This is a genomic window from Streptomyces sp. NPDC047049, from assembly GCF_040643995.1.
Lineage (GTDB): Bacteria > Actinomycetota > Actinomycetes > Streptomycetales > Streptomycetaceae > Streptomyces > Streptomyces mooreae.
The window spans coordinates 51,061-64,677 of sequence record NZ_JBEYVM010000014.1; the positions used below are offsets into that span (position 1 = coordinate 51,061).

General features: G+C 72.7%; 11 protein-coding genes. 6 read left to right on the forward strand and 5 right to left on the reverse strand.

All coding sequences use genetic code 11. The annotated features are described in order from the left end of the window. The first annotated feature begins 1 nt into the window (after position 1). Positions 2-2,335 carry a bifunctional salicylyl-CoA 5-hydroxylase/oxidoreductase gene (locus tag ABZ851_RS26300; protein ID WP_361132405.1) on the forward strand — a complete coding sequence of 778 codons (2,334 nt, stop codon included), beginning with the start codon at positions 2-4 and terminating at the stop codon, positions 2,333-2,335. A gap of 43 nt (positions 2,336-2,378) precedes the next feature. Here the strand turns inward: ABZ851_RS26300 and ABZ851_RS26305 are convergent, their stop codons facing one another. Continuing rightward, positions 2,379-3,353: a ScbA/BarX family gamma-butyrolactone biosynthesis protein gene (locus tag ABZ851_RS26305; protein WP_361132140.1), complete on the reverse strand. Its 975-nt coding sequence runs from the start codon at positions 3,351-3,353 to the stop codon at positions 2,379-2,381. A 144-nt stretch (positions 3,354-3,497) separates the two neighbouring features. Further along, the gene (locus tag ABZ851_RS26310; protein WP_336052809.1) at positions 3,498-4,094 is read right to left on the reverse strand and encodes a ScbR family autoregulator-binding transcription factor; all 597 of its coding nucleotides are present in this window, start codon (positions 4,092-4,094) and stop codon (positions 3,498-3,500) included. 225 nt (positions 4,095-4,319) lie between these two features. On the opposite strand from ABZ851_RS26310, the gene ABZ851_RS26315 reads away from it, so the two are divergent. Further along, the gene (locus ABZ851_RS26315) at positions 4,320-5,348 is read left to right on the forward strand and encodes an NADP-dependent oxidoreductase (RefSeq protein WP_361132143.1); all 1,029 of its coding nucleotides are present in this window, start codon (positions 4,320-4,322) and stop codon (positions 5,346-5,348) included. A 57-nt stretch (positions 5,349-5,405) separates the two neighbouring features. Here the strand turns inward: ABZ851_RS26315 and ABZ851_RS26320 are convergent, their stop codons facing one another. Beyond that, complete coding sequence (locus tag ABZ851_RS26320; protein WP_361132146.1) at positions 5,406-6,041, reverse strand: TetR/AcrR family transcriptional regulator; 636 nt, start codon at positions 6,039-6,041, stop codon at positions 5,406-5,408. A 482-nt stretch (positions 6,042-6,523) separates the two neighbouring features. On the opposite strand from ABZ851_RS26320, the gene ABZ851_RS26325 reads away from it, so the two are divergent. After that, a complete protein-coding gene (locus ABZ851_RS26325; RefSeq protein WP_361132149.1) occupies positions 6,524-7,255 on the forward strand; it encodes an HAD family hydrolase in 732 nt (243 codons plus the stop codon). 25 nt (positions 7,256-7,280) lie between these two features. On the opposite strand, the gene ABZ851_RS26330 is transcribed toward ABZ851_RS26325, so the two are convergent. Continuing rightward, positions 7,281-8,132, reverse strand: a complete 852-nt coding sequence (locus tag ABZ851_RS26330) for a PaaX family transcriptional regulator C-terminal domain-containing protein (RefSeq protein WP_361132152.1) — start codon at positions 8,130-8,132, stop codon at positions 7,281-7,283. A 9-nt stretch (positions 8,133-8,141) separates the two neighbouring features. Further along, positions 8,142-9,743 carry an AMP-binding protein gene (locus tag ABZ851_RS26335; protein ID WP_361132155.1) on the reverse strand — a complete coding sequence of 534 codons (1,602 nt, stop codon included), beginning with the start codon at positions 9,741-9,743 and terminating at the stop codon, positions 8,142-8,144. A gap of 239 nt (positions 9,744-9,982) precedes the next feature. Between ABZ851_RS26335 and ABZ851_RS26340 the strand changes: the two genes are divergently transcribed. From ABZ851_RS26340 to ABZ851_RS26350, 3 genes are all read left to right on the forward strand, one after another. Beyond that, complete coding sequence (locus ABZ851_RS26340) at positions 9,983-11,116, forward strand: acyl-CoA dehydrogenase family protein (RefSeq protein ID WP_361132158.1); 1,134 nt, start codon at positions 9,983-9,985, stop codon at positions 11,114-11,116. 189 nt (positions 11,117-11,305) lie between these two features. Continuing rightward, positions 11,306-12,106 carry a VOC family protein gene (locus ABZ851_RS26345; protein ID WP_361132161.1) on the forward strand — a complete coding sequence of 267 codons (801 nt, stop codon included), beginning with the start codon at positions 11,306-11,308 and terminating at the stop codon, positions 12,104-12,106. A gap of 508 nt (positions 12,107-12,614) precedes the next feature. Beyond that, on the forward strand, positions 12,615-13,617 hold a 1,003-nt coding region (locus tag ABZ851_RS26350), incomplete at its 3' end, for a serine hydrolase domain-containing protein (RefSeq protein WP_361132164.1).

Sequence of the window (13,617 nt, forward strand, 5' to 3'; positions counted from 1 at the left end):
CATGCGGGTCGCCGTCATCGGCGGGGGACCGGGCGGGCTGTACGCCGCGGTCCTCCTCAAGCGCCTCGACCCCACCCGCGAGATCACCGTCTGGGAGCGCAACGCGCCCGACGACACCTTCGGCTTCGGCGTGGTGCTCTCCGACGAGACCCTGGGCGGTATCGAGCACGCCGACCCGGAGGTCTACCGCGCCCTCCAGGCGGAGTTCGTCCGCTGGGACGACATCGACATCGTGCACCGCGGCCGCACCCTGACCTCCGGCGGCCACGGCTTCGCCGCGCTGGGGCGGCGCCGGCTGCTGGCCGTGCTCCACCGGCGCTGCCGCGAACTCGGCGTCGACCTGCGCTTCCGCAGCGAGGCCCCGCCCGCCGCCGAGCTGGCCCGCGGCTACGACCTGGTGATCGCCGCCGACGGGGTGCACAGCGCGACCCGCACCGCGCACGCCGAGGTCTTCGGCCCGCAGCTGACCACCCACCGCTGCCGCTACATCTGGCTCGCCGCCGACTTCGCCTTCGACGCCTTCCGCTTCGAGATCGCCGAGACCGAGCACGGCGTCGTACAGCTCCATGCCTACCCCTTCGCCGGCCCCTCGCCCGCCCCGCGCCACCCCGGGGCACCGCCCTCCGGGACGGCGGAAGGCACCCTCGGGGCCAGCACGGTCATCGTCGAGATGCGCGAGGAGGTCTGGCGGGCGGCCGGACTCGACCGCTGTGACGAGCGCGAGCCGGCGGAGTGGTGCGCCAAGGTCTTCACCGACGCGCTGCGCGGCCGGTCGCTGCGCTCCAACAACTCCAGCTGGATCGCCTTCCGTACGGTCGTCAACGAATGCTGGTCGCACGGCAACACGGTGTTGCTCGGCGACGCCGCGCACACCGCGCACTTCTCCATCGGCTCCGGCACCAAGCTCGCCGTCGAGGACGCCCTGGCGCTGGCGGCCTGCCTCCAGGAACAGCCCGACACCGCCCGTGCCCTGGCCGCCTACGAGGAGGAGCGCCGCCCGGTGGTCGCCTCCACCCAGCGCGCCGCCCGCGCCAGCCTCGCCTGGTTCGAGGAGCTGGCCACCTACCTCGACCAGCCGCCCCACCAGTTCGCCTTCAACCTCCTCACCCGCAGCCGCCGCGTCACCCACGACAACCTGCGGCTGCGCGACCCCGGCTTCGTCGCCGCCGTCGAACACGAGGCGGGCACCCCCTCCGCCACGCCCCCGATGTTCACGCCGTTCCGGCTGGGGGAGCTGACCCTGCGCAACCGCGTCGTGGTCTCCCCGATGGACATGTACTCCGCCGCGGACGGCGACGGCACCCCCGGTGACTTCCACCTCGTCCACCTCGGGGCCCGCGCGCTGGGCGGTGCCGGGCTGGTGATGACGGAGATGGTGTGTGTCAGCCCCGAGGGCCGGATCACACCGGGCTGTACGGGGCTGTACGCGCCGGAACACGAGACGGCCTGGCGCCGGGTCACCGACTTCGTCCACACCTCGGCGCCCGGCACCGCCATCGGCGTCCAGCTCGGCCACTCCGGCCGCAAGGGCTCGACCCGGCTGATGTGGGAGGGCATCGACCAGCCGCTCCAGGACGGCAACTGGCCCTTGGTGGCGCCCTCCGCGCTGCCTTACCGGGCCGGCGTCAACCAGATCCCGCATGCCTTGTCGGCGGACGGGCTGCACACCGTCCGCGAGCAGTTCGTCCGCGCGGCGGAGTCGGCCGCCCGGGCGGGCTTCGACCTTCTCGAACTCCACTGCGCCCACGGCTACCTGCTCTCCGGCTTCCTCTCCCCGCTCACCAACCACCGCACCGACGCCTATGGCGGCGATCTCACCGGCCGGCTGCGCTTCCCGCTGGAGGTCTTCGACGCGGTGCGCGCCGTCTGGCCGGCCGGCCGTCCGATGACGGTCCGGATCTCCGCCACCGACTGGGCGGCCGGCGGCACCACCGCGGACGACGCGGTGGCGATCGCACGGGCCTTCGCCGAGCACGGCGCCGACGCCATCGATGTGTCCACCGGACAGGTCGTCCCCGACGAGCGCCCCGACTACGGCCGCTCCTACCAGACTCCGTTCGCCGACCGGATCCGCAACACCCTCGGTGTGCCGGTCATCGCGGTCGGTGCCCTCTCCTCCTGGGACGACGTCAACTCCCTGGTGCTGGCGGGGCGCGCGGACCTGTGCGCCCTGGCCCGACCGCATCTGTACGACCCGCACTGGACGCTGCACGCGGCCGCCGAGCAGGGGTACGCGGGGCCGGGCGCCGTCTGGCCGCTGCCCTACCAGGCGGGCAGCCGCACCCCGCCCACCGGACGTACCGATGCGCCGAAGCCCCGCCTCACGCTGCGGTGACGGGGAGGCACGGGCAGCGGGGGCGGGGCCGTTCCGGGGGCGGTCAGGGCGTCGGTACGCAGGTGATCTGCGCCGAGACCACCGGCTTGTCGTGCTGTTCGACGGTGACCTCGACCTGCCGTCGCTCGCCGTCGGCGTGGTCCGTGGTGCGCGCCGCCACCCAGGTCGGCGCATCGAGTTCGGCGTAGCGCTCGAAGGCACAGTCCATCGAGGCGGGCACGGTGAAGCCGGGTGTTGCCGCCTGCGCGGCCTGCCGGGCGGCCTCGACGATCAGCATGCCGGGCGCGTGGTCCACGGGGTGGTCGAAGAGCACCGGGTGTGAGGTGTCCACCCGCAGCTGCCAGCGGTCGGGGCGGTCGGTGGGGGAGAGCACCACATCGCGGTCGTGTTCCCGGGCGACCAGCTGCGGGGCGACGGCTTCCGGCAGCGGCAGTTTCCGGGAGTTGGCGAGGGCCAGATCGCTGTATTCGCCGCGCAGCCGGCGGTAGACGGCCGGGCTGTGACAGGAGTAGATGAGCGTCGCGGAGGCCAGGTCGGCGCCGTCGCACACGATCCGGAAGTCCTGGTGGACGCTGACCAGCCGGCTGCCGCGGCGGACCAGGTCGTGGTCGGTGACGTGCAGCGTGACCTCGGCCGGATGGTCCGCGGCGCGCAGCGCCCGCGGCGCGAGGTCATAGCGGACCCGCTGCCAGATGATCGGGTGGTCCAGGGGCACCTGGTACGCGACATGGCTCAGTAATATCCCGGCCTGCCGGACGGTCTCTATCAGCAGCACCGGGTCGTGCAGCCCGTGGGCCGGACCGTAGAAGGTGTGGGCCCGCGGCCACTGGGCGCTGACCACCCAGCCGTCGTCGTCGCGCCGCCAGTTGGTCAGGAAGACCTCGGACACGGCGGCGCGGTGGACGTACTCGCGCGGCACGGTCATGGTGAGCTCCGACGGTTGGATCCCGTCGGCGAACCGGCCTCCGAGGTCGTGGTGCTGATCGCGTGAGTACGGCGTGAGCGTGGCGCCGGCCATAGGCCTTCCTTTCTGTGTGTGGCTCTCAACGCCCTGACGGGCCGAGCCTCGGTGATGACAGCCCGACCATAAAATACGGCCCAAGCGGTTTGTTTTTCGGCCCCCGAACGAGTCCTGCTCCGCCGGGGTGACGGGGGCAGGGCCTCAGGCCGGGACCTTCACGCTGCGGCCGTGCGGATCCAGGTGCCCCAGCGCGCCCGGCGACGCCAGACCCGGCAGGGTGTGCTTCCACAGGGCCGTGACGCGCTCGGGGAGGTCGGCGCGGTTGGTCGCGGCCCGTGAGAACAACTGCACTCCCATGTACGCGGAGACGAAGAACTCGGCCGCCCGGTCCGGGGCCACGCCCGCCAGCAGCTCGCCGTTGTCGCGGGCCTCGGTGAACATCGTCGTGATGATGTCGATCCAGGCCTGGTACGGCACGAGCGGGTCCTCGCTGAACGTCGTCTCGACCGCGATCCGGGTGCCGGCCTGCAGCAACGGGTCACTGCGCAGGGCCAGCGCCACCTGATGGGTGAAGTCGATGGCGTCCTGCAGCCGGGACTCGCTGACTTGTGGAAGGAACGGATCCGTCTGCTCCGTTATCACCGCCCGGGCCAGTGCGTCCTTGGACGTGAAGTGGAAGTACACCGCTCCCTTGGTGACCCCGGCGCGCTGGATGATCTCGGCCATCGTGGCGGCCTGGTATCCGCGGCTGCCGATGACATGAGCCGCTGCTTCGAGGACGGCGCGTCGGGTGCGCACTGCGCGTTCCTGCTTGACCACCGATCATCCTCCGTATGCTCTCTTGGAGTTGTTGTGCCTGAGTGCGACCCGCTGCCCGTGGCCGCGCAGTCTATTTCCGCATCATAAAGAAGCCAACCATGCGGTATTGAATTGCGTGGAACGGGCGGGAAGTCCGAAGGGCGCGATCCGGCGTCGCGAACCGCTGCGATGCCGTCGAGCACTACGAGCGCGAGGAGCCGTCCGATGCCCCCCACCGTCGTCCCCGCCATACCCGCCGTGCACCGCGAGGTCCGGCTCGCCGAGCGCCCCGACGGTGCACTGACCACAGGTCACTTCACCGTCGCCGAGGTCCCGGTGCCCGAGCCCGCGCCGGGGCAGGTACTGGTGCGTACCCGCCTGATGGCGGTGACCGCGGCGATGCGGACGCAGATGGCCGGAATGCGGCTGCCCATGGCCTCATTTGTGCCGGGTGAGGCGCTGTGGGGCTCGGCGGTCGGTGAGGTGGTGGCGGCCCCCGGCGGCGGCTTCACACCCGGCGAACTGGTCCATCATCCGTACGGCTGGCGCGAGTTCGCTGCCGTCGACACCTCGCGCGTCCGGCGGCTGGCGGCGGACGAACTGCCGACTGTGGCCGCGCACCTCTCGCAGGGGGCGACGGCCTGGGGTGCGCTGCGCCTCGCCGCCGAGGTGCGGCCGGGGGACACGGTCTTCGTCACCGGGGCGGCGGGCGGTGTGGGCAGCCTGGCCGGGCAGCTGGCGCGGCGGATGGGCGCCGGGCGGGTCGTCGGCAGCACCGGCTCGGAGCGCAAGGCGGCCCGGCTGCGGGCCGAGCTGGGGTACGACGACACGATCGTGCGCGGCGCCGCGCCGATCGAACGCCAGCTGCGCCGGGCGGCGCCGGGCGGCATCGATGTGCTGCTGGACACCGTGGGCGGCGAACAGCTCACGGCGGCACTTGCCATGGCACGCCCCGATGCGCGGTTCGCGCTGGTCGGCGCCCTCTCCAGCCAGCTGGACGGGGGTCTGGGTGACGCCGCCCCGGTGGAGCTGGACGCGGGACTGATCATCACCCGCCGGGTGCTCCTGCGGGGCTTCGGCCTGCACGCGCATCCGGACCTGCCGCAGGAGTGGACGAAGGAGTTCGGCCAGGGCCTGCGGGAGGGCTCCCTGGTCTTCCCGCATGCCCTTCTGAAGGGGATCGAGCAGGCGCCGCGGGCGCTGTGCGAACTCACCCAGGGGCGTCATATCGGGGCCGTGCTGGTCGAGTTGTGAGACCGGGGCGCGAGGGCCGGACGGGTCGGCGGGCAGCGGCCCCGCGGCCGGTCCGGGTCAGCCGGCCGCGCTGATCTGTGTCGGTGCCGGGAGGCCGGCGGCGGGAACCTGTCCTGGCGCGGCCGGCAGCAGCGCCCACAGCCCGACCACGGCCTCGCGCTCCCACCACGTCCGGTCCTCGCTGCCCAGGTGGAGCAGTCCCACCACGAGCGAGGTCAACAGCTGTGCCGTGCGCCGCGGTTCGGTGTCCGACGCATGCGGTCCGACCGGCCCGCCGGTCCCGCAGGTCACTGCCTTGTCGAGGAAGAGCGCGTACCAGCGCTGCTCCAGGGCGTAGATGCCGAGCCCCGGCGCGGTCTCCGGACGCAACCGCAGCCCGGCGCGCAGCACGGCGTCCGACTGCACCCGCCCGAACAGCTCGACGGTGAAGTCCCTTACGGCGACGGCCAGTGGTTCCGGTGAGCGGGTGAAGACGTCCTCGATCTCCTGGAGGGTCGCGAGCGCCGCGTCCCGCACCGCGAGCGTGAGGTCGTCCTTGGAGGTGAAGTGGAAGTAGAGCGCTCCCTTGCTCAGCCTGGCCCGCCGGCTGATCTCGACCATGCCCGCGGCGGGTACCCCCTTCTCCAGGAAGGTCTCTGCGGCCGAGCGGATGAGTGCCTGGCGGCTCTGGATGGCGCGATGCTGGGTGGGCACGGTGTCCGTCCCGTCTCTAGTACGGCTGCGAGCTCAATGCAGTCTACATAGAAAACCAACCATGCGGTTCTGTATGCTACGGGTGATTGGCCTGAACTGGCGGGCCCTGACGCAAAGTCAGCGTTCCTGCGTTCGGTCGGACTCCCGGCGGCCCTTTCGGCGCCATGCCGCCCAGTCTGGCCCCCGGCTGGGGTGTTGTCGACCCGTCAGGGGCGGTCGGGGTCCATTGACAAACAGCGCAGGCGGTTTTTAAATCTCCGAAGGCGGTAATCGGGAAGGTCCCTTCCGTTGCAGCCGCCTTGACGGTCGCGTACCGCCGTTGGACAGCGGTGCGTCATGGCGAGACCGCCTCTGCCTTCACCGGTCCTTGACCGCAGGCCGCCCCACCAGCCGAGCCAGCAACGTCACCCGACCCCCTGCACCCCCATCGGAATCCGGAAAGGTCTCCAGCCATGCGCGTAGCAACGGAAGTCGAACGTCCCGTGAGAGGTACACGGGGCGCCGGCGGCGAGACGATCAGGGCCGCCGTCTTCGACCTGGACGGCACGCTTGCCAACACCCTGCCCCCGATCAGCAAGCTGCTGGTCAAGGTGGCCTCGGAGCAGGGGTGCTCGGTGACCGCCCGGCAGGCTGCCTCCGCCATCGGCAAACCGCCCGGCCCCGCCTTCGGCCGGCTGCTGGGCAAGCCCGAGGACGACGGCCGGGTGCAGGCGGCCATCTCCCGCTACCGCGAACTGTTCGCCTATGAAGTCCTGTGCCAGGGACCGCAGCTGCTCTTCCCGGGGGTGACCGCCGGACTGTCCGCGCTGCGCGCCCATGGCGTGGAGCTGGCCGTCGCCACGTCCAAGACCACCCGCAGCGCCGAGGCGCTGCTCGACGTCATGGGCATCCGGGACCTGGTCGGCCCGGTCATCGGCCAGGACATGGTCCGGCGTGGCAAGCCGCACCCGGAGATGGTGCTGCGGGCGGCCGGCCGGCTCGGTGTCGCGGCCTGGCAGAGCGCGTACGTGGGGGACACCGTGGGGGACATGAGGATGGCGGTCACCGCGCGGATGGAGCCGGTCGCGGTGACCTACGGGGTCGGCACGTTCGGCGAACTCGCCGCGGTCGCCGGCACCCGGATGTGCGGCTCGTTCAAGGACGTGGTCTCGGTGATCGCTGCTGCCCGGCCGCGGCCGGGCGTCGGGGTGGGGGCCCAGCCGCGCCGTCGCTGAGGCGGCGGGTGACGGAGCGCGGACGCTACGTCTCGGTGGTCACCTCATGCGCGTACCGGGCCCCGGCGGTCCACAGCGCGGCGTGCAGCCGGCTGAACACCTCCGCCGCGCGGCCCCCCGGCCAGTCCTCCGGCAGGAGGGGAGAGGGCAGTCCGGGATCCGCGTAGGGCAGCTGACGCCAGGCGTCCAGCGCCAGCAGATAGTCGCGGAAGGCCGCTTCGGGGGGCACCGAGCGGCGCCGCGACCACTGCCGCAGGACGGGTTCCTGCTCGTCGAGGAAGGCGCGGTGGCGCGCGGCGAGGGCGTCCAGGTCCCACCAGCGGGCCACCGCGTCCGCCGTGGGGGCGAAACCGGCGTGCGCACCGGTGAACAGGTCGACGTACGGGGACAGTTGCAGCCGCTCCAGGGTGTGCCGGGTCTCCTCGTAGAGGTGTGCGGGGGCGATCCACACACCCGGCGCCGCGGTGCCGAAACCGAGCCGCGACAGCCGGGAGCGCAGCAGATGCCGCTTGTGGCGCTCCTCCTCGGGGACGGAGAAGACGGCCAGCACCCAGCCGTCGGCCGGCCGGGCGGCCGGGCGGCCGAAGATCCGCCGGTCGCCGTCCTCCAGCAGCTGACGGGCCGCACCGGACAGCCCGTACGCGGCCGCGCCGGTGGCCGTACGCGCGGGGACCAGCAGCCCGCGCCGCTTGAGCCGGGAGACCGCGGAGCGCACCGACGGCGGATCCACCCCGAGCACGCCGAGGAGCCGGATCAGGGCGGCGACCGGCACCGGAGCGTCCGTCCCGCCCGCCGGCCCGGCCCCGCCGCGTCCGTAGGCGCCGTAGAACGTGACGATCAGGGACCGTGGGGTGCGCTGTGTTTGCTGGTCGTTCACCGGGTCACTCTAGAGGGGGTCCCGCAGCCGGAAGCGCTGGAGCTTGCCGGTCGGGGTGCGCGGCAGTGAGGTGTGGAAGACGATCTCGCGCGGGCATTTGTAGGGCGCGATCCGGGTCTTGGTGAAGGCACGGAGCGCGGCGACGGTGTCCTCCCCCGGGCAGACCCCGGGCCGCAGCACGACATGGGCGACGACCACCTGCCCGCGGTCCTCGTCGGCCCGTCCGACCACCGCGGCCTCGGACACGTCGGGGTGCCGCAGCAGCGCGTCCTCCACCTCGGGGCCCGCGATGTTGTAGCCGGCCGAGATGATCATGTCGTCCGCGCGGGCCACATAGCGGAAGTAGCCGTCCGGTTCGCGGACATAGGTGTCACCGGTGAGGTTCCAGCCGTCCCGTACGTAGTCGGTCTGCCGGGGGTCCGCGAGATAGCGGCAGCCGGTGGGCCCCTGTACGGCGAGCAGCCCCGGTTCGCCGTCCGGCAGCGGTGTGCCGTCCGCGCCGACCACCCGCGCCCGGAAGCCGGGGACCGGCACTCCCGTCGTCCCCGGGCGGGCCGCGCCGTCGGCGGCCGAGAGGAAGATGTGCAGCAGCTCCGTGGCGCCGATGCCGTTGATGATCCGCAGACCGGTCGCCTCGTACCAGGCCTGCCAGGTCGCGGCGGGCAGGTTCTCCCCGGCCGATACGCACCGGCGCAGCGAGGAGACGTCGTGCCCGGAGAGCTTGGGCAGCATGGCGCGGTAGGCGGTCGGCGCGGTGAACAGCACCGAGATCCGGTGCGCCGCGATATCGCCGAGCAGGCGCTCGGGTCCGCCCCAGTCGGCGAGGAAGGCCGAGGCACCGGCCCGCAGCGGGAAGATCACCAGCCCGCCGAGGCCGAAGGTGAAGCCGAGCGGCGGGCTGCCGGCGAACACATCGTCCGGCTCCGGACGCAGCACCTGCGCCGAGAAGGTGTCCGCGATGGCGAGCACATCGCGGTGGAAGTGCATACAGCCCTTGGGGCGGCCGGTGGTGCCGGAGGTGAAGGCGATCAGCGCCACATCGTCGGCAGAGGTCTCCACGGCCGGGTACGGCGCGCCGCCGGGCCGGGCCAGCTGCCGCAGATCGCCCGGCCCGTCCCCGCCGAACGTGGTGATCCGCAGCCCCGGGATCTCGGCCCTGCCCAGGTCGTCGACCGAGCGGACGTCGCACAGCGCATGGCGCACCTGCGCGATCCCGGCGATCGTGGCCAGTTCTTTCGGGCGCTGCGCGGCCAGCACGGTCACCGCGACCGCGCCCGCCTTCATCACGGCGAGCCAGCAGGCCGCCAGCCAGGGCGTGGTGGGCCCGCGCAGCAGGACGCGGTTGCCCGGCACCACCCCCAGCGGGCCGGTGAGCGCATGGGCGATCGCGTCGACCTGCGCACGCAGCTGCCCGTACGTCCAGACCGGGCCGCTCGCGTCACGGACCGCCGGGCGGTCGGCGCCGAGCCGCGCGATGGTGCCGTCCAGCAGCTCGGCGCCGCAGTTCAGGCGGCCGGGGTAGCCCAGTTCGGTGAGGTGCGGCCACTGGTCGTGGGGCGGCAGCCGGTCGCGCGCGAAGGTGTCGGTGTGGGCCGAGGACCGTAGCTCCATGGCGTATGCCCCCTAGGGCGTTTCTTACGGATCATGGCGGACTCGCGGGAAGGGGGCCGACGAGCGGCCGGGAGACGGCGGGGCGAGGGTGCGGGACGGTGCGGTGACCGGTCGGGGCGGCGCGGTCGCCTGCTCGTTCCACGGGTCGGGTACTGCCGTTCGGATCCGTCGTCAGCGTAACGTGTTCGTGACGGCAGTCAACAGACCGCGATAGAGGACCGCTACCAGGGAGCCGCCTCGTGACCGTATTCGCGCTGGGACCGGACGAACAGGAATGGTGCGCCGCACTGCGGGCGCTGACGGCCGAACGGCTGAGCCCGCTGGCGGAGAAGGGCGAGGAGGGCCGGGTCAACCGCCCGCTGGTCGCGGCCCTGGGCGAACTGGGCCTGCTGCGCCGCCTGTTCCCCGACGGCGGGGCCCTGCGCGCCCTGGACCTGTGCCTGCTGCGGGAATCGCTCGCCCAGGAGTGCACGGAGGCGGAGACCGCACTGGCGCTCCAGGGCCTGGGGGCCTATCCGATCGTGCAGTCCGGGACCGAGGCCCAGCGCGCCCGCTGGCTGCCGGAGGTGGCCGCCGGACGCGCGGTCGCGTCGTTCGCGCTGAGCGAGCCGGGCGCGGGCTCGGACGCCGCCGCGCTGTCCCTGGCCGCCGAGCCGGACGGCCCGGACGGCTGGCGGCTCACCGGCGAGAAGTGCTGGATCTCCAACGCCCCCGAGGCGGACTTCGCCACCGTCTTCGCCCGTACCGGAGGCGGGGCGGGCGCGCGCGGTGTCACGGCCTTCCTGGTGCCCGCCGGCCGGCCGGGCCTGACCGGCGCACACCTGGACATGCTCAGTCCGCACCCGATCGGCACGCTCCAGTTCGACGGCACGCCCGTGACCAGGGCGGATGTCCTGGGAGAAGTGGACGGTGGCTTTGCCGTCGCGATGGCCACCCTGAACCTCTTCCGGCCGAGCGTCGGCGCCTTCGCGGTCGGCATGGCGCAGGCCGCGCTGGACGCGGCGCTGGCGCACGCGGGCGCGCGCACCGCGTTCGGCGGCCCTCTCAGGGACCTGCAGTCGGTCGGCCACCAGCTCGCCGAGATGGCCACCCGGGTCGAGTCCGCCCGCCTCCTGGTGTACGCGGCCGCCTCCGCGTACGACACGGGGGCCCCGGACATCGCCCGCCGCTCGGCCATGGCCAAGCTGCTGGCGACCGAGACCGCCCAGTACGTCGTCGACGCCGCCGTCCAGATCCACGGTGCCCGCGCGCTGCGCCGCGGCCACCTGCTGGAACACCTCTACCGCGAGGTCCGTGCACCGCGCATCTACGAGGGCGCCACGGAGGTGCAGCGCTCGATCATCGCCAAGGAGCTGTACCGGCACCGTCCATGAACTTCCTTGCGGAGCAGGGGCGTTGCCGGCTACGCGGTGGACCTTCCGGACCTGGCCACAGGGTGCGGTACCCGGTCGGCGCCCGCTGTGTACGCGCACCCGTAGGGGCGGACGCCGGAGCCCGGCCGACGGGCGGTTGTCAGTGCCGGGTGGGAGGCTGAATGCAGAGGATCCGCGAAGGGAATCGTCATGATCACTACCGACTTCGTCCCCGGCTCCCCGTGCTGGCTCGACCTCGGCGCCCCCGATGTCGAGGTCGCAACGGCCTTCTACCGGGCCGTCTTCGGCTGGCGGTCCCAGCCCTACGGTGACCAGGACGCGGGCGGATATACGCTCTTCCGGCTCGACGGCACGGCGGTCGGCGCGGTCGGCCCGCTCCCCGAGGAGGGCGCCCGCTCCGCCTGGACGCTCTACTTCCACACCTCCGACGCACAGGCCACGGCCAAGGCGGTGGAGCAGGCCGGCGGCTCGGTCCGCTCGGCGCCCGCCCTGGTCGGTGCGGACGACGGCAGGTTCGCCCGGCTCGCCGACCCGCAGGGCGCGGAGTTCGCCGTCTGGCAGCCGGTGCGCTACCCGGGCATCGAAGCCGCGGACGGCGCCGGAAGCCTGTGCTGGACGGAGCTGTACACCACCGATCCGGCCGCCGCGCAGACCTTCTACTCGACGGTCTTCGGCTGGAGCACCCAGGACATACCGCTCCCCGGCGGTGGCGGCATCTACACCCTGCTCACCCCCGCGGGATGCGGCGAGGACCGGACGCACGGCGGCCTCATGGGCGTCCCCGCCGATCTGCTCGGCCCCGGCGGAAAACCGTACTGGCACCCGGTCTTCGGCTCCAAGGACTGCGACGCCACCGCAGGCCTGGTGACGGGCAATGGCGGCACGCTGTCCATGGGCCCGGAAACCGCCGCGGGCGTCGGCCGGCTCGCCGTCTGCAACGACTCCTCGGGCGCGGAGTTCGTGGTGCTCACGCCTGAGGGAGCCTTGTGACCGGGACGGCGCTCCCGTAGCGCCGAAGCCGACGCGCTCCGGCGATCGCCACACCCGGCGCCCGCCCGCGCCGATGCCGATACCGGATAGCCGGATGCGGGCTGCCGCGATGACCTGGCACTCCGGGTAGCCGGATGCGGGCGGATACGGGCTGCCGCGACGACCTGGTACCCCGGGTTCGGCAGGGAGCAGGCCCGCGCCGCATAGCGACACCCAGCGGCCCGACGGTCGTTGCAGACACCTCGCGCCACCACGACCTCCCTGCCAAGTGCGGAGCCCACCGGGCAACTTGGCCGGCTGACCAGCCCCTGCCCTCCTCCTCTCCCTGATCCCCGGCCTCAGGACATCCTCGCCCCGTCCCCCCACCCGCTGAGCGCACCAGGGCCGGAGGGGGGAGAGCCCCACCTGGACCCGGGGGCCCGCGGGATCGGCCCCGGCAGCAGCTCCGGACATGCTGTGGGACCAGCGCAAACCGCTGGATTCCCAACGCATCCGTAGGAGTGGGCTCGTGCGTGAGCAGACAGGGCAGAAGTCTCGTTCTTCCGGGCGGCTGCGGGGCGGTGGCCGGCGCGGAACCGTGCCCGCTGCGGCCGCGGCCACGGTGGCTTTCGGCGTCCTGATGACGGGCGCCCTGGCGCCGCCCGCGGCGTCCGCTGCCACCAGGGCGCGGCCGGACACCATCCAGCGGGGCCTGAGCGCTCTGGTGCACACCGACGGCCTGCCCGCTGCACTGGCGAGCGTCAAGGACCGCGAGGGCCGCACCCGTACCTACACCGCAGGGGTGGGCGACCTGGCCACCGGCTCGAAGGTGCCCCAGGACGGTCAGGTGCGGATCGGCAGCAACACCAAGGTGTTCACCGCGGTGGTCGTGCTGCAACTGGTCGGTGAAGGAAAGGTCGGCCTCGACGCCACGGTCGACACCTATCTGCCGGGCCTGGTACGCGGCGACGGGATCGACGGACGCCACCTCACCGTCCGACAGCTCCTGCAGCACACCAGCGGGCTCCCCAACTACACCGCCTACCTCGGCGACGACGCCCGGTACTTCGAGCCCCGGGAACTCCTCGACATCGCTCTCCAGCACAAGGCCGACTTCGCGCCCGGGACGAAATGGGAGTACAGCAACACGAACTACGTACTGGCGGGCCTGATCATCCAGAAGGTCACCGGCCGGCCCCTCGCCGATGAGCTGGACCGGCGCATCATCAAGCGCCTCGGGCTGCGCCACACCTCTTTCCCTGCCCCCGGCGACAGGACCATCGAAGAACCCCATCCCCACGGCTACCACAGAGATTCCGCCGGCGCGCCGCTGCGCGACGTCACGGACATGGACCCCTCCTGGGGCTGGGCGGCAGGTCAGATGCTCTCCACCAACTCCGACCTCAACCGGTTCTTCACCGCGCTCCTGACCGGCCGCCTCCTCCCGGCGGCCCAGCTCGCCCAGATGCGCACCACCGTCCCCGCTGCCTACCTCGGCCCCGGCGCCCGCTACGGCCTGGGGCTCGTCAGCA

Bases quoted from the DNA above. Each gene is read 5' to 3' on its own strand.
- ABZ851_RS26300 (WP_361132405.1), top strand. From the start codon at position 2: ATGCGGGTCGCCGTCATCGGCGGGGGACCGGGCGGGCTGTACGCCGCG.
- ABZ851_RS26305 (WP_361132140.1), bottom strand. From the start codon at position 3,353: ATGGCCGGCGCCACGCTCACGCCGTACTCACGCGATCAGCACCACGAC.
- ABZ851_RS26315 (WP_361132143.1), top strand. From the start codon at position 4,320: ATGCCCCCCACCGTCGTCCCCGCCATACCCGCCGTGCACCGCGAGGTC.
- ABZ851_RS26335 (WP_361132155.1), bottom strand. From the start codon at position 9,743: ATGGAGCTACGGTCCTCGGCCCACACCGACACCTTCGCGCGCGACCGG.
- ABZ851_RS26345 (WP_361132161.1), top strand. From the start codon at position 11,306: ATGATCACTACCGACTTCGTCCCCGGCTCCCCGTGCTGGCTCGACCTC.